Source organism: Reichenbachiella sp. (assembly GCF_965223055.1).
GTDB lineage: Bacteria > Bacteroidota > Bacteroidia > Cytophagales > Cyclobacteriaceae > Reichenbachiella.
In genome coordinates this window covers 439,613-462,646 of the sequence record NZ_CBDCVM010000010.1, presented here as the reverse complement: position 1 = coordinate 462,646, position 23,034 = coordinate 439,613, and the positions used below count along the sequence as shown (strand labels likewise).

Sequence of the window (23,034 nt, the reverse complement as noted above, 5' to 3'; positions counted from 1 at the left end):
AAAGAATAATTTATATCAGCAAAGATGATCAGTAGATTACATTACCTATCAGAAGAAACCGATGAAAACGGCCATTTACAAAACATTAAAGAAGCCTGCGATTCAGGAGTTGATTGGGTTGAACTGGGAATAGATGATCTAGAAGCGGAAGAGTTTGAAGAGTTAGCTTTTGAAGCCAAATCCGTTTGCAAAAAGTATAATGCCTCTCTGATTATCAATGGCAATGTTGAAATTGCCAAAGCAGTACGTGCGAATGGCGTCATGCTCAGTCAAGATGATATGGATCCTGTAGAAGCAAGGTCAATATTAGGTGATAAGCCATATATTGGCGCAGCAGCTAATACTTGGGAAGAAGTCGAATTGTTGTATGAATCGAAAGTAGTTGATTTTATCACGCTCGGACCTTTTCAGGCTACAGATAAAAACCTGAACCCTGCTTTAGGCATCACGGGTTATTCCAATGTCTTGAATAATATGATTATACAGGACATTGATATCCCCATATTCGCAACTGGCGGAATTGAGTTGGAAAGTATCTTTGATTTGCAGCTTACAGGGTGTTATGGTGTGGCCATAGACTCTTTAATCAACAATTCTTTTGACAAAAAAGAGACAATTGAAGAAATCAAATTACTCTTGCCTGATGCCTCTTTTGATGAACCAGACTCTACATCAGATAGCGAAGAAGATTTTGAGTATTAAAAAAGGCTGATTCATTTGAATCAGCCTTTTTGTTACTTCTTCTTGGTCTTCTTCAACTCAGAGACTTCGCTTTCGGATAGTGCTCTCATATATTTTTCATGAACTTGGCCTTCTCTCCCGCTGTGCCACTGACGCACCCAATACTTCTTCTTAGAGATGTGTCCATGAACCACAGCCTCAACCTGTGTTCCATCTTTCATAGTCACCATCACATGCTGATGTACGTGATACGCCTTAGGTTTATTCGTTTCTTTTTGATATTTGGGTTTTTTGCTTTTTTGAGCAATGCCTTGATGGGTTACAAATAGGCCTAACGCCAATATCAATAGTAATAACTTGATCGTCTTCATAGCTAATTGATTTTGTCGATTCAAATCTAATGATACCGCTTGAGAAAATAAAGTTTAGATTGTTGCTGATTCCAGAATTCATGCAGATTGAAATTTTTAAATTATTGATCACCAATTTGCGAGGAAATTATTCTCTGATTACTATCTTGCGCCCATGGAAAATTTTGTAGTATCGGCACGAAAATACAGACCACTCGGCTTTGCTGAAGTGGTAGGTCAAGGCCATATTACAACTACATTAAAAAATGCCATAGACAACAATCACCTGGCGCAAGCCTTGTTGTTTTGTGGACCTCGAGGTGTGGGAAAAACAACCTGTGCCAGGATTTTGGCCAGAATGGTCAATAAGTTTGAAGATCAGGGAAATGCTGAATCTGCTAATGCCCTGAACATCTATGAACTTGATGCTGCCTCCAACAACTCTGTAGAAGACATTAGAAACCTGATCGATCAGGTCCGATACCCACCTCAGCAAGGGACACACAAGGTGTACATTATAGATGAGGTTCACATGCTCTCTAATCAGGCGTTCAATGCTTTTTTGAAGACTTTAGAGGAACCTCCTGCTTATGCCATTTTCATTTTGGCTACCACAGAGAAGCATAAGGTAATTCCTACCATACTCTCCAGGTGTCAGATTTTTGATTTCAACAGAATCGAAATTGATGATATCACTTATCAGTTGAAAAAGATTGCAGAGAAGGAAGGTATCGAATGCGAAGAAGAAGCTTTACACTTGATTGCTCAAAAAGCGGATGGTGCTCTTAGAGATGCGCTTTCTATTTTTGACTTGATCGTAACCTTCTCGTCTGGAGACAAAGTCACTTATAAGGATACCATCAAGAACTTACATATTCTTGATTACGACTATTTCTTTAAGTTGACAGACATGCTTGATCAGGGCAATGTATCTGAAGCATTGCTGACATATGATGAAATATTAAAGAATGGTTTTGATGGACACAACTTCCTAATCGGCCTTTCTGAACATTTCAGAAACTTGATGGTGTGCAAAGACCCTGAAACCGTGAAACTGCTGAATGTTTCTAAAAACATTCAAGAAAAATATCTAGAGCAAGCCAAGGCTATTTCACTTTCCTTCCTGATGTCGGGATTGAATATCCTGAATTTGGCCGATTTGAATTTCAAATCCAGCAAGAATCAAAGACTCCACGTAGAGTTGGCTTTAATGAAACTAGGCTATTTGGATCAGGCCTTCAAAGTGTCAGCCGGTGCATCTGCTGACATAAAAAAAAAAGTGACAGCGTAGCGAGTTCTCCTACTCCTTCGGATACCGCTGAAAATACTTCTGCAACGACGCCACCTTCAAAACCAAAACCAGCACCACTTAATGCTGTAGCTGCACCAGTTCAGAAGACGCCAAGCCTTAAAACTATATTTAATAAAAAGGAAGATCAGGAAGACAAGAAGCAAGAGATAAAAGAAGCGGTCAGCGAAGAATTGCTTACACCTATTACTCAAGAAGCTGTACGCAATAAACTGGATCAATATATCTCTGAAAAAAAGGTGTCAAACACCGTCAAAATCATCCTTTCCAAGCCCATCAAGGTGATAGATAGTCAAATCCAGCTGACCATCACCAACTCGGTGGAGATCGCCATGATCGAAAATGTTGAGGTGGAATTATTGGGTTACCTAAGAAATGAATTGAAAAACTCTTCTGTGGCTTTTAATTATCAGGTATCAGAGGACACAGAAGAACGCAGACCCTATACAGCCGAAGAAAAATTCAAAGCCATGGCTAAGAAGAACCCCGCACTACTCAAGTTAGCTGATGAATTTGGGCTGGATACAGATCATTAATTGAGGTGAAAGGTTCATAGAGACTCGAACCATTGAAGTTAAGCACATACAAAAATGTTCACGCCCCGGCTCGTGTCCTCACGAGCCATCCTATGAACGAAATGGATAAATTGCTAGCATACAAAAAGGTTCATGGAGGCACGAACCATAGCGCAAAGGTGGTTTTTTATGCATAGGCTCGTGAAGACTGAAACATAGCACTTAAACACAAACCACAACATACTCACGCCCAGGTTCGTGTCCTCACGAGCCATCCAATGAACGAAATTGATTAGTTTTCTACAATGCAAAAGGTTCGTGGAGACACAAACCATAGCGTACAGGAAGATTTTTATGCACAGGTTCGCAGAAACCTGAAACATAGCGATTAGACACCAACCTAAACACTCTCGCCCAAGCTCGTGTCCTCACGAGCGACCCAATTCACGGAATTGATTAACTTTCTGCAATGCAAACCACCAACCCTACCAATTCAAATCTTGAAGTAGGTAAAATCTACTTTTGGACAGCCACTATAAACAAATGGCAAACACTACTTGAAGAAAGCGTTTACAAACAAATTATTACTGACTCCTTACTTTATCTTTCCCAAAAAGGCCTTGTTGATGTATTTGGATTTGTGATCATGCCAAACCATATACATCTAATTTGGCGGATGAATCATTTGAATGGTAAAGAACTTCCCAGTGTATCTCTGTTGAAATTCACAGCACATGAGTTTAAGAAATTATTACCTAAAGAAAAACTTTATACTTACCAAATTGATGCACCAAACAAGGAAAGAAAATTCGCGAGCGATGGAACTATGGACGCCAGCCATTGCTTATCAGAAATTAGACTACATCCATCGTAATCCGGTTTCTGGTAAATGGAAATTGGTAAATGATTGGGTTGATTATAAATATTCATCAGGGTCGTTCTACGAAAACCAAAGCTCTGATTTTGGGTTCTTGAAGCACTTAGGAAATGAGTTTTAAGGAAGGCTCGTGGAGACACGAGCCAAGGCAGGCGGATTTTCATGGCCAGACTCATGTGAGCGCAAATCAACCTTAAGTCCATTTTGGGCCCAGACTCGTGTCTTCACAAGTCAATGCCAAGTTGGATTTTAAGCATTAAATGTATCGAAGGTAAAAGTCGTTCCTTCATTAGGCTTGGAATCTAACGCTATGGTTCCACCCAGGCTTTCTACAAGTTTCTTCACGGTGGCCAGGCCTATTCCCGTACCCAACTCCCCTTTTCTGTCTTTCGTTCCAGCTATAGAGAATAGATCAAACGCCTTCCTCATAAATTCCTTGGGCATGCCGTCTCCATTATCACTTACTTCAAAGTGATTCATCGTTTTGTTCGCATTGATTTTAATAGTAATTAGACGATCTTGTTTTGAATTATACTTCAGGCCATTAATCACCAAATTCAACAGGATCTGCATAATCGCCGCTTTATTTAGTCGAATATGCTTTTTATTACACTCAAACTTGAGCAAAGCATTGGGTTCATTAAAACCCATTTCTTCCAGCTCACCCATAAGATCTGCTACCAATACTTTTTCTGTTTTACGACCAACCAATTCGTCACTTTTGTAAAACTCCAACATGCCATCGATATACCGTCTGAGTTGGTTTGAAGAAGATCTCAAGTGAGTCAAATACAGCTGCGCCTCTTCCGACAACTTGCCCTGACTCTCATCTTCTATCATATCCGTCAGTGCACTAATGTTGGCTAGTGGAGATTTTAGATCGTGAGAAACCGTTGCTGCAAATTTCTTGAGCTCTTCGTTCCGACCCATGAGCTGTTCTTGCAAACTAGTCAGTTGAAAGTTTTTGTATCGTTGGTCAAACAAATTAACTACTTGCTTGGACATGGCCTTGAGTGCCATGATTTGCTCATCCGACAGCTTGCGCGGTTTATGATCATAGACACAGATCGTTCCCAGCTTAAAGCCAGATGGATCTACCAGAGGCACACCTGCATAAAAAATAGCTTGAAAATCTGTCACCAATGGATTACCATGAAAGCGCTCGTCTTCTCTGGCATCTTCGATAACCGTAATATCCTGATCTGAATTGATGGCATGTCCACAAAAAGAAATCTCTCTGGGAGATTCACTGATATCCACCCCATGATGCGATTTAAGGAAGTTGCGATCATGATCCAACAAGGTAATCAGAGAGATAGGCACATCACAGATGTAAGCCATCATCGCTGTGATATTATCATAGCTCTCTTCAGGAATCGTATCGAGAAGCTGGTATTTTTCGACCGCTTTCTGCCGAAGCGCTTCATCTTTGGGTAGTTCTGGAGGTATCATTCGCTGGTTGTGATTATCTAATCTAGGCTATTTACAGCCTATGGATAAATATAATCAATATACGAAAGAATTGATCACAGTGGATTTTTTTAGCCTCTATTCTAATTGCATTAAACTATATTCGTGATATTATGTAATTGGAATAACACACATTAGTGTGTGTTATTTGGTTGTTATGTGTAAAATCAAATAAGACGAATGGGAGTTGGATACATTTTAGGGCCTTTAATAATATTCATCTTTTTCCTGATCCCATTGGGTCTATTGTTTCTAAAAAGCATAAATAGAAAAACAAAAATCCGACTGGCATTAATACCAATTTCAATTGCCACCGCAATTACAATCTATGCTGTTAGTGATAGCATTAAAAGGGATCATTTATATCGAGAATATCCTCAAGCCAACCAAATAATATTTAGACATTCCAGTTCAGCCGTGAGAGATTCAATTTCTGAACTCACATTATTATTAAAGAAGTTGCCACATCGAAAAGATCATGAGAACGTCCAATATTCTATTGATAAACACATGGACAGGTTCAACAATCTCGCGTTCAATTGGTTTCATATTCAAAACTTAGATTATCTAGCAGATGAAGACAATTTGCGTGAATTCAGAATAACTGGTAAGGACAAAGAAAGTTGGATCAAATATGTTAGTTCTGACTTAACACCATTCGATACTCTGAATGCTCATGAAGCGGAACGCTTTATTGATCTAATAAAATTCCTTTCTGAAAACAGCTTAACCTCTTTAGAAGCAAGTCCAAGAGGTATTTCATTGGCGTATTGTGATTCACTTAGGCTTGCTGTTAAAACAGGGTTCCGCCAAATAAGGCTCGACACATCTAATTATTATGATCCTGAATACTATTACATTTATGATATCAAGGATGGGTTTTACTTAATGTCAAAGTGAAAAATACACATAACATGCTGTGATGAAATCAACCTTGGAAGATTCTAGACGAAAGTTTTCTGCATTCTGGAAGCCCCACCAATTCTACGAATTGGCCTATTGAGAAATGAAAAAGGGATAGACTAAATCAGAGATTTGGCTATTTAGAAGACGAAACATTATCTTCACTAAAACGCACGATTCATACAGGATCGTTGTGAATAATCAACTACTCATTCTAATGAAAAATGTCCTCTTTCTAATATTATTAATCTTTTCGTCAACGGTTAAATCTCAAGAATTAACAAATGACACCATAATCTCAATTGGGGATTACAATGTTCACTTTAAAGTCATAAAAGGAAAGGCCACACCAATAATATTTGAAGCCGGGGCCGGAGATATTGGTGCTACCTGGGACGACATTCTGGAGCCTATAAACAAAATCACTGGAGCAACACTGATTACCTATGACCGCGTAGGACAAGGAAGAAGCTTAGTTGGTGATGATTGGCAAAACCCCGATCACTACACCATAGAGAACGACTTATATGTACTAGAACAAGGACTTGAAGAATTAGGGTTTGACAATGAAATAATTCTGGTTCCTCATTCTTACGGTGGATTTGTAACAACACTATTTGCAGCCAAGTATCCAAATAGAGTAAAATACGTGATTAGGATAGACGCAAATTTGGTGGACTTTTATACGGATGAATTGTTAGAGGTAATTGCTCAAGATGGAATGCCTCCTTTAAAAATAGAAGGACCGCATATGCATTTTCTAGCTCAAGGGTTCAACAAAACAATTTTTAAACTAAGGAACACGACCTTCCCTTTAGATATTCCTGTTATTGATATTTATTCATCGATACGTCCATTTATGACCGATGAACAATTAAAGGAAAATACACAGGCTCATATAAAATTTGCCAATGCAAGTGACAAAAGAACGCTTATTCATGCCGAAGGAAGTGGCCATTATATTTTTAAAGATAATCCTCTACTTGTTATAAATGCCATAGCGTCTGCTTATTCTGAAACTATTGATAACATGGAAACAAAGAATCAAATACTTCAACGCACCTTAGATTATTCAATGAGTTTTTCTATGCAGTCAATGAAGAACAATGAAGAATCAAAAACTGTCCACACAGAAAGATACTTGAATGACCTAGGTTATTCATTATTGAATAACGGTCAAATTGAAAGGGCAGCGAAAGTGTTTCAATTTAATTGTGATCTATTCCCTGAGAGCTCAAACACTTATGATAGTTATGCAGAAGCTTTATTTAAGCTTGGAAAATTTAATGAATCGCTAATCATGTACGAGAAAAGTTTAAGATTGAATCCAGATAATGAAAATGCAAAATTTATGATTCAAAGAATAAATGAAAAATAACCATGCACAACAACGGCTTCCATGAATTACCCAATGGGGTTAATACGAATAACCAAAGGATTTATATCATGGAACTATAATTAACGCTACACTCCTACTCCATTTAAAATTCAATTATTATCACCACGATTTGATGCTTCTGAAAATCTTACGGATTCTAATTCGCACAAATCAGAGACAAACACGTAGCTTCCATTCAAAATAATCCTCCTTTTAACTATGAACATCATCAAAACAATTACTTCCCTGTTAATGATTAGTTTGATAATTGGCTGTTCTTCAACCCCTTCTAAACCAACCATTATAGTTGAAACTGGTAAGGTAGGAATGATCGGGTTCGGGTCATTAATGTCGTTGAAAAGGACAGAGGATGTCTTTAACCATAAGTATAGAGACTCTGTATATTTAGTTCACTTAGAAGGATATCAGAGAAGTTGGGATTACGTAACTTCTAATTACGATGAACAAGTTTATACAAATGAAGATTTGAAATATGATAGATATTATATCCGAGACAATGACACCATTTTGTACAACAATACTATTTACCTAAATATTAGAGAACAACCGAACACCTCAATGAATTGCGTTTTGTATATGGTAACGGAAGAAGAAATAAAGGATATGGATCTATATGAATACGGATACGAAAGAATAGATGTCACCGAACAGATAGCAGAATACAATTTTCAAGGAGGAAAAGTGTTTGCATATAAAGCCACTTCCAACTACCTATATAATTCAAAAAACACAAATGGTTTAACCGTTATTGAACAAGAATACTTTGACTTAGTGACAAGTGCTTGTGATAGCATTGGTTTAGGTTTTAGACAAGAATATGATGCAACAACCAATCCATTGAACTTAGAGTTGGTCGCACCCGTGATATGGAAAAAAGTAAGATAATACAGAGGCTAACATTGATATGAGATGCTTGGCGTTTTAGCGGTAATGTAAACAGTAGATTTTTTGGTAGACCCGCCGATTCTGCGCTGTAACTCTTGAGAATCAAAAATGTACGAGCGAACGTCGCCGGGCCGAATCGCAGATTCGGCTATATTAGTATCCGAAACAAACAAAACATCTATCGCCTCGACACCATATCTTGGCCTTAGCCATAATTCCAAATTATGAAAAAAATCCTTGAAACATTACGGAGAAAATGGACCGAATACCTCATAGTAGTATTGGTTATTACAATTGGTATTTTAGGAGCTTTCGCTTTGAACAATTGGAATGAAAATAGAAAATCAGCACATGAAAAACACAACTATTATAAACAACTTTTAATAGATCTAAAAGCGGATATAAACTACGCTGAATTTATGATTTCTTCCTTAGACTCGTCCATTACGAGACACAATAAATATATAGAGTCTCTAAAACAACCTTATACCACCTCCAATGAATCTTTTAACAAAATTTGGGGAAATGAACTTTCAACCAGGATTCTAGAATTCAAAACAAGCACAATTAAGTCGCTAATAAATACTGGAGACATAAAGCTATTAGAATCAAACCTGAGAGATAGGTTGGCCAATTATGACGGCAGTAAAACCGAAACATTGAATTTGTTTAAAGCAAATAATGAAAACGCTGATAATATTTATCAAAGTGCGTTTATGAGTGGTGTTTTTCTGGAGTTTCAATTAGCGAATCAACCAGAATTTGCCAGCTATTTAGATATTAAAAAAAAGCGACCAGAGATTTTCATAAAACTGCATGGCTATCTTGCTTGGAGAACCTTTGGAGAGCAGTGGACAGTTCGCAGGCTTTCTAAATTAATAGAAGATGCAAATATTATTATCGAACTTATAAATGAGGAATTGAAAGAATAACGAAAGGTTACGATCTGAATTAAATCATGGCGAGTAAGTGATTATTGCGGTATCAGTTCTTGTAGCATTACAGGAAACCTTTGACCATATATATTCAAATTCGCCCCACAGCACAACTGGGCGTCACTTCACCCTCAGCCGCTCTCCGACATCCAGATTAAAGTTTTCTTTTTGATTGAGCTTCAGGAGCTCTTCTATCTCCAAGCCATACTTTTTTGAAATGCCATACATCGTATCACCTGGTTCTACTACATGGAAGCTAACCTCTGAGGTCTTGGGTGCTTCGAGGTTTTCTTCTACAGAACCATGAATAACCAGGTTCTGCCCCACCTTAATAGAGGTATCATATAGATTATTCCACTCGATCAAATCTTCTACTGACACACCTGTGGCCTTGGAGATACCATACAACGTCTCTCCTTTCAAGACCAAATGACTAGTAATGGTAATGGGTTCATCCAATTCAGATATCACTTCGGTAGGTTCGTGATTCTTGGAAGGAGTTTCTATCACCTCCTCCTCTGGTAATATCTCCTGCACTTCTTCCTCGGGTACAATTTCTTCTTCAACAGGTTTTGGCTCGACTTTCACAGGAATGACCTCATCCACAGGCATTTTTGGTAATTCACGGTATTCAATCGGCATATTGGCCGGGCGTTTTTTACGCAACCACAATACACGGCCTGGTTTGATCTCATCGATAGTAGCCATCCGATTCAGCTTAGCCAATTTCACCAGTTTAATTCCAAACTTTTGTGAGACATCCCAGAGCGTTTCATTCGGTTGTACGGTGTAGAAATAAATCTTACCTCTACTCCTTTTTGGCTTCATATAGTAAATTTCTCCTTCCTTGATCATGCTGGACATTTTCAGGTCGTTGTACTTCACAAATTGCTCAGGAGTCAGGTTGGCCTTCTTAGCCAACACATTGATTCCATCACCTTTTTTAGCCAGGATAGAAGGAATACCATTGATCTTGATGTAGATGGTGCCTGATACATTTAGATCTTCATCGATCTTTGGGTATATCTTCACAGAAATCAACCCGTCTTCTGCTCCCTCATCATCGGTCTTTTCCTTATTTGGTTTATCCTCTTTTATTTTTGGTGCCTTACCCCTCACCGGAAGCATGACAGAATAGACTTTCTCTCCAGGCACTTTATTGGCCTTCAGCCACTTGTTGTACTTTTTCAGTTCTACTTCATTGACTTTGGTGTCTTTGGCAATGGATGAAAGTGATTTACCCTTTCCTTTCTTGTATTCCACGAGTCTTAGTCCTTCAGTATTTGGCCCTGCGGTGATGCCTTCATAGGCAATTTTGTGCGCTAAGAATCGCACGACGTACCAATGTGTTTTTCCATCAAGAGTCATGCGCTTCTTTCCGAAGTTGCTCTTGCTCACATATTTACCAGCACCACCTCTCCCTGTCATGTGAGCCAAAATGGTATATACCCAGTTATCAAAATAGAAATTGTGACGCTTGAAATACTTGGCTGCTCCATGCGTAGAGGCCACGATGTTCAATCTTTCGTCCACACTTCTGTCAATTCGCAATCCTACTTCTCTACCCGTAAAATCCTTGAATTGCCAAAAACCCACAGCATTGGCTGAAGAAACCGCATCCGAGATCAAGGCACTTTCCTGTAGTGCCAGAAACTTGAAATCCTCTGGCACACCCTCTTCCTTAAAGATTTTCTCGATAATGGGAAAATAGATCCGGGCCCTGTCCGCCTTGATCTCCATGAACTTAGGACTCTTTGTTAGCGCATCTACATCCTTTTGGATGTTTCTTCTACAGGCATCAGATATTTTGAGCTTCATATCACCCAAGGTGATTTCTGAAGGTACACGAACCTTGCGAACATTATCATTGGCCTTAGCAAAAATGAACCCGAAGCAACAAAGGATAATTAGTAGGGTTCTCATATTACTCGCAAAATCATTAGGCCATCTCTCACTGGCATCAATACATTTTCCACTCTCGGATCTTCATGAACTTTTTGGTTGAACTCAATCAACGCCTTGGTATCCTTATCGTTGGCTTTTGGGCTGGAAGTGACCTTCCCACTCCACAAGATATTATCAGCTATGATAAAACCTCCAATATTCATTTTATCTATGACTAACTCATAGTAGTTTAGATAGTTCACCTTATCAGCATCTATGAAGACCAAATCATACTTTTCTTCGATGGTCGGAATGAGCTGCATAGCATCACCTATCAAATACTCAAGTTGATTGGAATAGTCCGATTCCTGAAAATATTGCTGCACTATGGGCTCCAACTCTTCATTGATATCTATAGTATATAACTTCCCGTCAGCGGGTAATCCTTCAGCCATGCAAAGTGCTGAATAACCGGTGTAGGTTCCAATCTCCAATACACGCTTTGGTTTGATCATATGCGAGAGCATTGACAGAATTCGACCCTGTACATGCCCAGACAGCATTCGTGGTCTAAGTACATTCAAATTGGTTTCCCGATCTATTTTCTCTAATAGTGAACTAGCTGCTGTGGTATGTTTAGCTGAGTAGTCCTGAATGTCCTTTTTAATAAAATCCAATGGTATTCTTCTTTGTCAGAAATTGATTCAACCCAAAAATATATACAAAAATCATACATCCGATAGACGCAAAGAATTTATCCACAATCTAATTTTGATCCTTTGAAAAAACCATTCAGGGTTTACCTTTGTCAGCATGGGCATTCATCCAAAACACATCGCAGTATCCGGCAATATCGGAGCAGGAAAAACCACCTTAACAGAAATGCTGGCTAAGCATTATGGATGGCAAGCAGAGTTTGAAGATGTGGAAGACAACCCTTATTTGGCTGACTTCTATGGAGACATGAGCAAATGGTCCTTTCATCTACAGGTCTATTTCCTAAACAGTCGCTTTGAGCAGGTGAACAAAGTACGCACTGGTGACAAAACCGTCATTCAGGATCGTACCATTTATGAGGACGCTTACATCTTTGCAAAGAGTCTGCATCACCAAGGTTATTTCAACGACAGGGATTATAAAAACTACCTCACATTATTTGATGCGATGATCAAATTTGTGGAAGCTCCTGATTTACTGATTTATTTGAAGTCTGATATTGATAAACTGGTACGAAACATCGAAACTCGTGGACGAGACTATGAAAGTGCGATTCGCATAGACTATCTACAAGGTCTCAATTCGCATTACAACGACTGGATTGCAAAGTACAAGGAAGGGAAACTACTGGTCATAGATGTGAATGATATTGATTTTGTGAAAAATCAAGATGATTTTGCCTCTATCGTATCAAAGATCGATGTGGAACTTCACGGGCTTTTTAGCTAATTATCCCCCTTTTATCCCTCTTATCACTTTGTTATTGACATTTAGCACATCCGTGTTAAATTGCGAGATTGTTTAAACAACACACACGAATAAAATATGAGAAAACAATTAACACTTTTGTTATTCATTCCCCTGGCATGGGCCTGTACACCTTCCACCTCTGAGAAGCAAGCAGCACCTGCAGTAGAGGAAGAGTTTGTTTGGAAAACCGAACAATTTGCTGATTTAAAGATCATTAGATATCAAATCCCTGGTTTTGATAAACTCACTTTAGATCAGAAGAAACTGGCCTATTACTTAACACAGGCTGGCTTAGCAGGAAGAGACATTATCTGGGATCAGAACTACCGCCATAATTTGGCCATTCGATCTGCACTAGAAAACATTATCAACAATTATGACGGAGATCAAACAAGTGACGAATGGAAGGCCTTTATGACCTATACCAAAAGAGTTTGGTTCTCCAACGGTATCCACCACCACTATTCTATGGCTAAGATTGCTCCTGACTTTAGTCAGGAATATTTCCAAAGCCTACTTGATACAACCAGCACCACTTTAGCGGAAGATGCATTAAATACCATTTTTGATCTCACAGTAGATGCGAAAAAGGTAAACCTTGATCCTGACAAAGGACTCATGGTGGGCTCTGCAACCAACTTCTATGATTCAGACATTACAGCCGAAGAAGTGGAAGCATACTACGAGCAAATCACCGATAAAAATGCTGAAGAACCTATCTCCTATGGCCTCAACTCCAAATTGGTAAGAGATGAAAATGGTCAATTGAAGGAAGAAGTTTGGAAATCTGGTGGCATGTATGGAGCTGCGATTGATGAAATGATTAGTTGGCTAGAAAAAGCCATCACCGTTGCAGAAAACGACGAGCAGAAAAAAGGATTTGAATTGTTGATTGAATATTTCAAAACAGGATCTTTGAAGACCTGGGACGAATACAACGTCGTTTGGGCAGCAGCCACCAAAGGTGACATTGATTACATCCTGGGCTTTATTGAAGTATATAACGACCCTAAAGGCTACAGAGGTTCTTACGAGGCGATTATTCAGGTCAACGATTTCGAAGCGTCAGAAAGAATGAAAGTGTTGTCAGAAAACGCTCAATGGTTTGAAGACAATTCTCCTATCATGGATGAACACAAAAAGGAAAACGTGGTTGGCGTAAGCTATAAAGTAGTAAATGTAGCTGGTGAATCAGGTGACGCCTCTCCTTCTACCCCAATTGGAGTAAACCTACCTAATGCCAACTGGATCAGAGCAAAGCATGGTTCTAAATCAGTAAGTTTAGGAAATATCATCGATGCATATGACAAAGCGGGTACCTCAGGGTTCCTGGCTGAATTTGCCTACGATGAAGCTGAAATGGATAGAGCCAGAAAGCATGGTGAGATCGGCGACAAAATGCATACCGCATTACATGAAGTAATCGGACATGCTTCAGGTAGGTTAAACCCAGGTGTAGGAACTCCAAAAGAGACTTTGAAAAACTATGCTTCTACTATCGAAGAAGGTAGAGCAGATTTGGTCGGACTATACTTTTTGATGGATTCGAAGTTGGTAGAACTTGGTCTGATCGAAAGCCTGGAAGTAGGCAAAGAAGAATATGATGGCTACATCAGAAATGGAATGATGACCCAGCTGAGAAGGCTTCAACTTGGTGAAGACATCGAAGAAGCTCACATGAGGAATAGAGCCTGGGTATCGGCTTGGTCATTTGAACAGGGCAAAGCAGACAACGTGATCGAAAGAAAACAAAAAGATGGCAAAACCTTCTTTGTAGTTAACGATTATGACAAACTAAGAGAAATCTTCGGCAGACTCTTAAGGGAAACGCAAAGAATTAAGTCTGAAGGCGACTATGAAGCTGCAAAGGCTTTGGTAGAGGGCTATGGTGTGAAAGTAGAAAGAGCACTTCACGAAGAAGTACTTAATAGAGCATCAAAATTAAAAGGTGCTCCATACGGTGGTTTCATCAACCCAGAATTGGTACCTGTAATGGATGAAGCCGGAAACATCGCGGATATCGAGGTGAATTATCCTATGGATTTCACCCAACAAATGCTTGATTATGGAAAGAAATATGCTTTCCTAAACAAGTAAAAAAACTTCAAAAGGGATGCTTCATTTGAAGCATTCCCTTTTTTATTTAATAGAGAAAAACTGTATTATTATTAAATGGCAAAAAAGGATCAAATTCTAGACGCAGCCAAGTTGCTCTTTAACAGACAGGGCTATGCAAAAACAAGTGTCGATGACATTTCTCAAGCAGTAGGCATGCGTAAGTCATCTCTTTATTACTACTTCAAAAACAAAGAAGATCTCTTCATGTGTTCTTTTAGAGATGACTGGGAGCAGAAATTTAGAATGTTTGAAACAGAAGCCAACAAAGAAAACAACCCTACCGACAAAATACTCACCTACATCACTCAATCCCTGAACTACTACGAGAAGGTTGTGATTGAGCATAAAATCCCAGTTAAAGCACTTATTGAAACAAGAAACCTTTATCGGTCATTTGTAAACAAGATAAACAGAGGTGGTATTAGTTTTTATATAACTGCGATCAATGAAGGCATTAGCAAGGGAGATTTTAGAGACTGCGAAGTAGAAAAAGTAGCTGAAGCACTCTTCTTAATTAAATTTTCTATCCAATATGATCAGTTGAGCATGTTTTTGCATAGTTACCCTACTGAGGAGGATTGGACACATATCCGTGAACAAATACTGTATGCCGTCGGTTTAATTTTAGATGGAATAAGAAAAATTTAAAATATTTTTCGAACAAACAAACCTTTTGTTCGAAACATCGTATAAATTTGCAAATACATTCCCGAAAGGGATTTTATTTTGATTGAAATTCGAACGTTTAACCAATTTGTTCTAAATATCTAAATCATGAAAAAATTTGCACTTATTCTAACTGTAGCCATACTTTCGTCATTGGCTACTATCGCACAAGAAATTCCAAAGAAGGAATTTACCATTTCGGTATCTGACAAAAACATTGCCTTGCAACCCGGCGAAACAAAAAAGTACTTTGTAACACTAAACAGATCAAAATCTTACAAAAAGACTGAGATTGATTTATTGATTGATTCTAGCCTACCAGAAGGCATTACAGTTTCTTTTGAAGACGGGTTAGATCCTAAGGTAAATAGAGTAATGGTAGTAACTGCTGCTGAAAATGTATCACCATACAGAAAAGCGGTAATTCTTAAAGGAAAATCACTAAGAGCAAGCAAAGGCGTAATGCTCAATTTGAGTATAAACGACGAGGCCTATACGGCCAACTAAAATATCATTATGTTTTGTTGAGCAAAAAGACAGTCTCGCTTAGGCTGTCTTTTTTTATGCACAAGCAATTCTTACTCTATCCAGGCTTTCTTGATAGTCATATTGCAAATCTTCATGCAAAGTAGCCAAAGCCTTCTCTATTTTTTTTATTTGATTCAAGAGCATATTGACTAGGACCTTACTCTCCTTCCATCTAATGTCTAACTCAGTCAAACATTGACTGAAGTAAAGTAAAATCTCTACTTCGGTTTGCTTATTTCCAGAAAAGCGAATCTGTTTGGTAGCCAGTCGCAAAGCCTTCCTAATCGTCTTCTTAGCCAAATAAAGGCTGGACGGGTTAATCGTTGAAAACGCTTCTGTGATATCATCTTTTACTTGTTCTATATAAAAAGTCTCATTACCGGACTCTAATAGCAAGTAATGTAATAGTTCTTTATTATCCTTTTTATACCTGGCCAATCTGAGACATACAGCTAGTAACTCCTCTTCAGGGAGTTGTTTAAGTTCTTTCTTTAATTCACTGAGAGAGGCTGTGTACATTTTTGTAAGAATTTTGTAATTATTTCAAGTTTTACGCATCTAACATGCAACCACTATGGTTGTTTCAACATCTGTTGTATAAACAACTCATACTGCAATTTGCATTAAGAAAACTCAAATCAAAAACTCAACATCATGCTTAAAAATTTTTATCTCACAGCCATAAGGAATTTGCTCAAGCACAAAAGCTATTTTCTAATCAATATTAGTGGTCTTGCCATAGGCATTGCCAGTTTCATTTTCATTGCTCTTTATATCATCAATGAAATGAGCTATGATAAGTTTCATAGTGAATCAGCCAATATCTATCGGATCCACGTTCATGGACAAATGATGGGGCAAGGCATGGATATGGCAGCTACTGCCTCACCTATGGCTCAAGCATTACTCAATGAATATCCAGAAGTAGCCAAAGTCACAAGAATTAAAGAAAGCGGTGCCTGGTTTATTGGTCGAGGCAATAAAAAGTTCAATGAAGATGGTGTCTTATTTGCTGATTCAACATTTTTCGATGTATTTGATTTTAAATTATTATCTGGTGATGAAAAAACAGCATTGATCAATCCACGGTCAGTCGTTTTGACCCAATCTTATGCTAAAAAGTATTTTGGAGATGAAGACCCCCTAGGCCAAAAACTAACTGTAGAACAGGATACTATTTTTTATACCGTAACAGGTGTCATGGAAGATGTTCCTGATCATTCTCACATGCAATTTGACATGATGGGATCTATGAGTACTTATAAGTTTTGGAACAACAATCAGTGGGTCAGTCACAACCACTATACTTATATCACATTACACGAGGAAACCGATGTTCAAGCTTTCGAAGATAAAATTCAAAATCTGGTATACAAATATGTCGGTCCACAGGTAGAACAATTCCTTGGCACGACTATGGAAGCTTGGGAAAGTGCAGGAAATTCATTTGGCTATTATCTGATGCCTCTGGAGGACATTTACCTTTATTCTAATGTGGATGAAGAAATGGAAGCCAACAGTGATATTTCTTATATCTACATATATTCTTTGATCGCAATAATTCTATTATTCATAGCGATTATCAATTTTGTGAATTTGGCTACGGCACAATCTTCTTCCAGAGCGAAAGAAGTAGGCATTCGAAAAGTGGTGGGATCTAGCAAACAAAAGCTAATCTCACAGTTTATTTTTGAGTCCATCGTGGTATCATCATTAGCTACGCTGATTGCATCAATTCTAGTATTCTTATTGACTCCAAATTTCAATCAACTGATTGGAAAAGAAATTGCATACACGCTGACATCCAGCATATGGAGTATCGCCATACTTGGTGCTTTAGCTGTAATTATCGGAGTGCTGGCTGGCTTTTACCCTTCTTTTGTATTAGCTGCATTCCAGCCTGTACATGTATTAAAAGGCACTATGAGTTCTGGTGCGAAAGCAGGTTGGATGAGAAACTTATTGGTAGTTATTCAGTTTACAGCAGCGATCATCATTATCATTGGTACTGTGGTAGTTTATAATCAAATAGATTTTATGTTGAGTAAAAACTTAGGGTTCGATAAGGAACAAACCCTAGTGATTCGAAGATCAGATGTACTTCGAAATAACATTGAGAATTTCAAAAATGACTTGTTAAAAAACCCCAATATAAAAAGCGTAGCTAATGCTATTTCGATTCCTGGAAAAAGTAGGTACAACAACAATGCCTACATGACAGAAGATGCTCCAGATTCACCCTATCTTTTATTTGAAAATCGAGTGAGTTTTGGATATGCCGAATTGATGGGGCTTGAAATTATATCAGGACGATTTTTTTCCAAAGACTTTCCTACAGACTCTACCGCAGTCGTAATCAACGAGTCTGCCGCTAAAGCCTTAGGATATGATGACCCTATTGGTAAGCGATTTATGAATCAAGATCGAAATGGTAATGTATTCTATATGCCAATTATAGGAGTAGTAAAGGATTATCATATAGAATCATTACACAAACCGATTCAACCCGCTGTATTAAGAATAATGTATGGTAATCAAGAAGGGTATGCAGTAGTGAAACTAAGCAACACACACAATATCCGAGAGACTTTACAATTTGTGGAAAATACCTGGTTTGATCATTCCTATAACAAACCATTCCAATACTACTTTTTTGATGATGACTACGCAAATCTATATCGCTCAGAATCAACCACCGCTCGAGTATTTGTAGTTTTTGCTGCTCTGTCCATTTTTATAGCTTGTCTGGGCCTCATCGGTCTTGTAACGTATACTGCAGCCATCAGAAAGAAAGAAATCGGCATTAGGAAGGTTTTGGGTGCCAGCACGGGAACATTAGTCAAACTACTATCAAATGAAATTGTTAAGCTAATTGTCATTTCGACACTAATTGCTTGGCCACTCGCCTATTTCGCTACTGACTATTGGTTACAAAATTTTGCAGACAGGCTTGTCATAAGCCCGTGGATATATATTTCATCTACCTTCATTGTGGTGTTTATTGGAAGCCTTGCTATAAGTTTTCAGACTATTAAAGCTTCTATGAGCAATCCGGTTGATTCCTTAAGGCAAGATTAATCTTTGACTAGTCCTAAATAAGCGTTACAGATTTTAGGATAAAATATTAGATAGCATCGGGTTTCAACTCGATGCTATTTTTGTTTCTATAGTTTCTGATCTTGACCTTATCTTGCTGGTGCATAAGGGCTGGTGTATTCATCCAACAGCTCCAATGAGGCCGATCATGATTGTAAATATAAATACTCTGCTCAATGAGTTTGTCCATTAGTGTTACATCTGATGTGGTGATCCCTAAGATAAATTCATGTTTCAATATCCCATTCACCCTTTCGGCTATAGCATTTTGATACGGATCATAGGTTTCTGTCATACTACAAGTAATTGCTGCCTCATCAAGCAACTGCTGATAAGCATCGCAACAATACTGCAACCCTCTGTCTGAGTGATGGATCAACATTCGCTCAGGATATATACGATTGGCAATAGCCATATTAAGGGCTGATATTGCACCTGAAGCATCTAGGCTTTTCGATACATCATAGCCCATGATCCGCTTTGAATAAGCATCCGTGACCAGCGATAAATACATCGGGTTTTTCCGTGTTCCAATGTAGGTGATATCCGATACCCATACTTGCTCAGGCCTTTGTATGGAAAGCCCATCAATAAGGTTTTTATGTTTTCTAAATCGATGATGTGAGTCAGTAGTAATATGATATTGTCTCTTAGGTGCTATTTGGAGGTGATTTGCTTTCATAATAGCAAATAGCCTGTCTCTTCCAACTCCCAGCGGCTGAAGTTGGTCATAAAGTAAATGATACAACTTTCTGGTACCGATACGAGGCATTTTCATACGCACCTTTTCAACCATGATTACTACCTTGGTGGCTATTTCTTGCTTTTGTTTACTCCTTCTGATAGAGCGGTAATAGATTTGCCTATTCATCCCCAACAGTCTACAGATCTGGGTTACCCCTTCTTTTTGTTCAACCTTGAATCGATCAACTGTTGGGGTAAAGACTTTTTTCTGATAGGGAGTTTGAATTCTTCTTCGGCTATGTCGATCATCATATCAAAGAAAATAGCTTTCTTATCTGCGTTTTCAACCTGCTGTTCAAGCTCTTTTTTCTGTTTTTCCAACAGCCGTACTTTCTGTTCGAGTTCGTATAGTTTTTGGTCTTTAGATTTTGGCATCCGAAGTGTTGATTTATTGACCCAATCAAAGTTACCGTATTTCCGAAGCCAATTGGTAACTGTAGAGTGTGACTGAATACCATACTTGCGAGCGGCGGCTTTTATACCTAACTCTCCGCTTTCAACTTCTGACACAACTGACAATTTAAAAGCGTAGCTGTAGTCCTTCTGTGTTCTTTTAACATACTTGTTCTCTGTGAGTTCGTTCATGACGTCGTTTTTTGTGTAACGCTATTTCAGGACGAGACACTTTTAACAAAAAAAAGAGCTAACAACAATCCAGGTGAGCTCTTTTTGTATGTTCACAATTATCTAATGAAAAATCAAGAAGTTTAAATTGCAGAAAATACGTATTGATTAGTTCATACATAATGATGCATATTTGTCTAACATTTTTTTTGAATTAAAAATAAACTTTAGATATGAACTGGAAAGACGCACTTCAACGACTAAAAGATGGTAATGAAAAATTTACTAGCGCAAAAAGAGACACTGCGGTACCAGACGCTGCTGAAATAAAACGTCACACGGATGGACAATCACCGTATGCAATTATACTTTCTTGCGCCGATAGCCGTGTAGCTCCAGAATTGGCTTTTGATACCGGAATTGGTGAAGTTTTCGTTTTGCGTGTAGCTGGTAATGTAGCCAATACCTCTACCATTGCAAGTATTGAATATGCTGTTGCTCATCTCGGCACCAAGTTAATTGTAGTAATGGGTCACCAAAGCTGTGGAGCCGTAGGTGCTGCTGTAGCTGGTGGAGATAATGGACCGAACTTGAATAAACTAGTAAGCTATATTCAGCCTGCAGTAGAAAAGCTTGGCAAAGATGCTGACGTTGCTGATATCATTAAAGAAAATGCCAATGTATCTGCAAGTACTTTGACCAGTCAATCAGATATCATTTCTAATGCAGTAGCTTCAGATGGAGTAAAAATCGTAACTGCCTACTACAATTTGGATTCAGGTAAAGTTGACTTTGCTTGATGAACTGAAATGGCACAAAAAAGGCTCATCAGGTGTTCTGATGAGCCTTTTTTGTGCCTTACAAAGGAATGTTATTTCCCAAATACGTATCTCGCGTTGATACCAAAAGCATCCGCTCTAAAATCTGTATTTTCTATGAGCCAGAAGGTAGGTCTCCAATCAGCACCTAGAGCTAATGGAAAATCAAAATGATATTCCAATCCAATTTCACCACTCACCCCTAGGAAAAATGGATCGCTAAACAACATAGATGGTCCAACACCTATGTACCAGTTTAATCCAGGCGTATCACCAAGAGGTTTGTAGAAAAAGTCATATAATACTTCAACCCCCACGTTGTCTCCGAAACTAACATCGGCATGCAGTCTACTAAATTCACCTAAACTAAATACACCATCAACGGCTACGTCATTTCCAACGACATCGCCAAATCTAATACCCAATTCCTGTGCGCTAACAGTAGTCATTGAAACTATGAAAATGGCGGATAAAACAAATAATTTTTTCATTTATAGATAATTTAAAAGGTTGAGATATTAAAGTTGCAAAAAAGAGCAGCTTCTTTGATTAATACAATACTTTAAGCATTTTGTTTCATTTAAAAATAACCAAATAAAACTCAACCATATACCATATGGTGTATTTTCTGCTCCTTTACACTCATTTAATGTACCTCATGCATGAGCTTTTTCAAGAAAGGAGCTAGTACAAGTGCTACCAATCCCAAGCCCAAACCAAAGGTTCCAATTTTTTCAAATCCTTCTACATAAACTGCAAGAGAATCCAATCCAGAGGCGGATTCTATATCATCCGTATTGATCGCCATACTTCTTCCGATCCAGCCACCAATATTGAAGGCATAAGCTACGGCCATAAACCAGATACCCATCATAAACCCTACTAATTTTTTGGGCGTCAACTCCGTGATTTTTGACAAACCAACAGGTGACATATTGAGCTCTCCTACCACTAATAGAAAATAGGCAACAACCAAAAACATCATTGGAACTTTTCCTTCTGCATTTGCAAATCCACCACTCAATGCCAGGACATAAAAACCTACACCTATAAGTAATAATCCAATAGCGAACTTATAAGGTGTTCTAGGATTTAAATTCTTCTTTTTTAGGGCAATCCACATGGCTGAAAAAGGAATGGCTAGCAGAACCACAAAAATTGCTGTGATACCGTTTGTTCCGGCTGCCGTAAAACCAACCAATGCCACATTTCTATCCGCAAATAGCGTCAACAAACTACCCGTTAATTCATAAAAAGCCCAGAATACGGTCATCAACAATGTCATATAAAGCACCATAAAAAGCTGACCTCGTTCTTTTCCAGATACTTTAGTGAAGGTCCAAATCAGATATACTAATACACACAAGACAAGGATATTAAAAATAAAAGATACAATGGTACCTTCAAACATGACACTTCCAAATGCCTCAAGCACAAAGTCTCCAAATTGTATTAAATAGGCAATAATTGGCACCAAAAGTACTGCTGCAACCGGCACCCAATGTTTCTTCTTCAGACCAAAAACATTTTCATTTAAAGCTTCCTCAGAAGGTGGTAATCCATGATCTCCAAAAACACCATTTTTTGAACCTTTCCAGAATACGATCAGACCGGTCAACATGCCAATACCTGCTGCACCGAACCCATAATGCCAGCCATAAGTAGCACCTAGCCAACCACAAAGAATTGGAGCTACAGCTGCACCTACATTGATCCCCATGTAAAATATAGTAAAGCCAGAATCTCTTCGAACATCACCTTTTTCATAAAGCGTACCTACGAAAGATGAAATATTAGGCTTAAAGAATCCATTACCTACGATCAA

General features: G+C 38.4%; 23 protein-coding genes. 14 read left to right on the top strand and 9 right to left on the bottom strand.

Translation table 11 applies throughout. From position 1 onward, the window contains the following. Positions 1-24 precede the first annotated feature (24 nt). Entirely contained in the window at positions 25-702 is a 678-nt protein-coding gene (locus ACOQO5_RS09790) for a thiamine phosphate synthase (RefSeq protein WP_420581513.1), read from the top strand. Between the two features lie 32 nt (positions 703-734). Here ACOQO5_RS09790 and ACOQO5_RS09785 read toward each other — a convergent pair whose 3' ends face one another. Then, positions 735-1,052 (bottom strand): hypothetical protein, encoded by a 318-nt coding sequence (locus tag ACOQO5_RS09785; protein ID WP_420581512.1) that lies wholly within the window; start codon positions 1,050-1,052, stop codon positions 735-737. Positions 1,053-1,206: 154 nt separating this feature from the next. Here ACOQO5_RS09785 and dnaX point away from each other — a divergent pair, with 154 nt between their 5' ends. From dnaX to ACOQO5_RS09770, 3 genes are all read left to right on the top strand, one after another. Next, positions 1,207-2,322, top strand: a complete 1,116-nt coding sequence (gene dnaX, locus ACOQO5_RS09780) for a DNA polymerase III subunit gamma/tau (RefSeq protein ID WP_420581511.1) — start codon at positions 1,207-1,209, stop codon at positions 2,320-2,322. A 191-nt stretch (positions 2,323-2,513) separates the two neighbouring features. Next, entirely contained in the window at positions 2,514-2,876 is a 363-nt protein-coding gene (locus tag ACOQO5_RS09775; RefSeq protein WP_420581510.1) for a hypothetical protein, read from the top strand. Between the two features lie 448 nt (positions 2,877-3,324). Then, a complete protein-coding gene (locus tag ACOQO5_RS09770; RefSeq protein WP_420581509.1) occupies positions 3,325-3,729 on the top strand; it encodes a hypothetical protein in 405 nt (134 codons plus the stop codon). Between the two features lie 252 nt (positions 3,730-3,981). Here ACOQO5_RS09770 and ACOQO5_RS09765 read toward each other — a convergent pair whose 3' ends face one another. Continuing rightward, complete coding sequence (locus ACOQO5_RS09765; RefSeq protein WP_420581508.1) at positions 3,982-5,184, bottom strand: sensor histidine kinase; 1,203 nt, start codon at positions 5,182-5,184, stop codon at positions 3,982-3,984. Positions 5,185-5,619: 435 nt separating this feature from the next. On the opposite strand from ACOQO5_RS09765, the gene ACOQO5_RS09760 reads away from it, so the two are divergent. The 4 genes from ACOQO5_RS09760 (at position 5,620) to ACOQO5_RS09745 (ending at position 9,321) form a co-directional block, all read left to right on the top strand. Continuing rightward, complete coding sequence (locus ACOQO5_RS09760) at positions 5,620-6,102, top strand: hypothetical protein (RefSeq protein ID WP_420581507.1); 483 nt, start codon at positions 5,620-5,622, stop codon at positions 6,100-6,102. Between the two features lie 220 nt (positions 6,103-6,322). After that, positions 6,323-7,483 (top strand): alpha/beta fold hydrolase, encoded by a 1,161-nt coding sequence (locus ACOQO5_RS09755; RefSeq protein WP_420581506.1) that lies wholly within the window; start codon positions 6,323-6,325, stop codon positions 7,481-7,483. A gap of 219 nt (positions 7,484-7,702) precedes the next feature. Further along, on the top strand, positions 7,703-8,389 hold the full coding sequence (locus ACOQO5_RS09750; RefSeq protein WP_420581505.1) for a hypothetical protein: 687 nt from the start codon (positions 7,703-7,705) through the stop codon (positions 8,387-8,389). A 224-nt stretch (positions 8,390-8,613) separates the two neighbouring features. Further along, the gene (locus ACOQO5_RS09745) at positions 8,614-9,321 is read left to right on the top strand and encodes a hypothetical protein (RefSeq protein WP_420581504.1); all 708 of its coding nucleotides are present in this window, start codon (positions 8,614-8,616) and stop codon (positions 9,319-9,321) included. A 123-nt stretch (positions 9,322-9,444) separates the two neighbouring features. On the opposite strand, the gene ACOQO5_RS09740 is transcribed toward ACOQO5_RS09745, so the two are convergent. Together ACOQO5_RS09740 and ACOQO5_RS09735 are read right to left on the bottom strand one after the other, a co-directional pair. Beyond that, positions 9,445-11,247 (bottom strand): LysM peptidoglycan-binding domain-containing protein, encoded by a 1,803-nt coding sequence (locus tag ACOQO5_RS09740; RefSeq protein WP_420581503.1) that lies wholly within the window; start codon positions 11,245-11,247, stop codon positions 9,445-9,447. Continuing rightward, positions 11,244-11,885, bottom strand: a complete 642-nt coding sequence (locus tag ACOQO5_RS09735) for an O-methyltransferase (RefSeq protein ID WP_420581502.1) — start codon at positions 11,883-11,885, stop codon at positions 11,244-11,246. Before ACOQO5_RS09735 ends, ACOQO5_RS09740 begins: the two co-directional genes overlap by 4 nt. 136 nt (positions 11,886-12,021) lie before the next feature. Here ACOQO5_RS09735 and ACOQO5_RS09730 point away from each other — a divergent pair, with 136 nt between their 5' ends. The 4 genes from ACOQO5_RS09730 to ACOQO5_RS09715 all read left to right on the top strand — a co-directional run bounded on the left by ACOQO5_RS09730 (position 12,022) and on the right by ACOQO5_RS09715 (position 15,966). Then, the gene (locus tag ACOQO5_RS09730) at positions 12,022-12,654 is read left to right on the top strand and encodes a deoxynucleoside kinase (RefSeq protein ID WP_420581501.1); all 633 of its coding nucleotides are present in this window, start codon (positions 12,022-12,024) and stop codon (positions 12,652-12,654) included. A 96-nt stretch (positions 12,655-12,750) separates the two neighbouring features. After that, positions 12,751-14,772: a dipeptidyl-peptidase 3 family protein gene (locus ACOQO5_RS09725; protein WP_420581500.1), complete on the top strand. Its 2,022-nt coding sequence runs from the start codon at positions 12,751-12,753 to the stop codon at positions 14,770-14,772. 75 nt (positions 14,773-14,847) lie between these two features. Further along, positions 14,848-15,441, top strand: a complete 594-nt coding sequence (locus ACOQO5_RS09720; RefSeq protein ID WP_420581499.1) for a TetR/AcrR family transcriptional regulator — start codon at positions 14,848-14,850, stop codon at positions 15,439-15,441. 126 nt (positions 15,442-15,567) lie between these two features. Further along, positions 15,568-15,966 carry a hypothetical protein gene (locus tag ACOQO5_RS09715; protein ID WP_420581498.1) on the top strand — a complete coding sequence of 133 codons (399 nt, stop codon included), beginning with the start codon at positions 15,568-15,570 and terminating at the stop codon, positions 15,964-15,966. A gap of 54 nt (positions 15,967-16,020) precedes the next feature. On the opposite strand, the gene ACOQO5_RS09710 is transcribed toward ACOQO5_RS09715, so the two are convergent. Beyond that, positions 16,021-16,506, bottom strand: a complete 486-nt coding sequence (locus ACOQO5_RS09710) for a hypothetical protein (RefSeq protein WP_420581497.1) — start codon at positions 16,504-16,506, stop codon at positions 16,021-16,023. A 135-nt stretch (positions 16,507-16,641) separates the two neighbouring features. Here ACOQO5_RS09710 and ACOQO5_RS09705 point away from each other — a divergent pair, with 135 nt between their 5' ends. Further along, positions 16,642-19,065 (top strand): ABC transporter permease, encoded by a 2,424-nt coding sequence (locus tag ACOQO5_RS09705; protein WP_420581496.1) that lies wholly within the window; start codon positions 16,642-16,644, stop codon positions 19,063-19,065. 46 nt (positions 19,066-19,111) lie between these two features. Here ACOQO5_RS09705 and ACOQO5_RS09700 read toward each other — a convergent pair whose 3' ends face one another. Together ACOQO5_RS09700 and ACOQO5_RS09695 are read right to left on the bottom strand one after the other, a co-directional pair. Then, the gene (locus ACOQO5_RS09700) at positions 19,112-19,954 is read right to left on the bottom strand and encodes an IS3 family transposase (RefSeq protein ID WP_420579689.1); all 843 of its coding nucleotides are present in this window, start codon (positions 19,952-19,954) and stop codon (positions 19,112-19,114) included. A gap of 23 nt (positions 19,955-19,977) precedes the next feature. Further along, positions 19,978-20,412 (bottom strand): transposase, encoded by a 435-nt coding sequence (locus ACOQO5_RS09695; RefSeq protein WP_420579690.1) that lies wholly within the window; start codon positions 20,410-20,412, stop codon positions 19,978-19,980. A gap of 212 nt (positions 20,413-20,624) precedes the next feature. Between ACOQO5_RS09695 and ACOQO5_RS09690 the strand changes: the two genes are divergently transcribed. Continuing rightward, positions 20,625-21,191 (top strand): carbonic anhydrase, encoded by a 567-nt coding sequence (locus ACOQO5_RS09690; RefSeq protein ID WP_420581495.1) that lies wholly within the window; start codon positions 20,625-20,627, stop codon positions 21,189-21,191. A gap of 71 nt (positions 21,192-21,262) precedes the next feature. Here ACOQO5_RS09690 and ACOQO5_RS09685 read toward each other — a convergent pair whose 3' ends face one another. Continuing rightward, positions 21,263-21,700, bottom strand: coding sequence for an outer membrane insertion C- signal (locus tag ACOQO5_RS09685; RefSeq protein WP_420581494.1), 438 nt, complete (start codon positions 21,698-21,700; stop codon positions 21,263-21,265). A 155-nt stretch (positions 21,701-21,855) separates the two neighbouring features. Beyond that, positions 21,856-23,034: a peptide MFS transporter gene (locus ACOQO5_RS09680; protein WP_420581493.1), complete on the bottom strand. Its 1,179-nt coding sequence runs from the start codon at positions 23,032-23,034 to the stop codon at positions 21,856-21,858.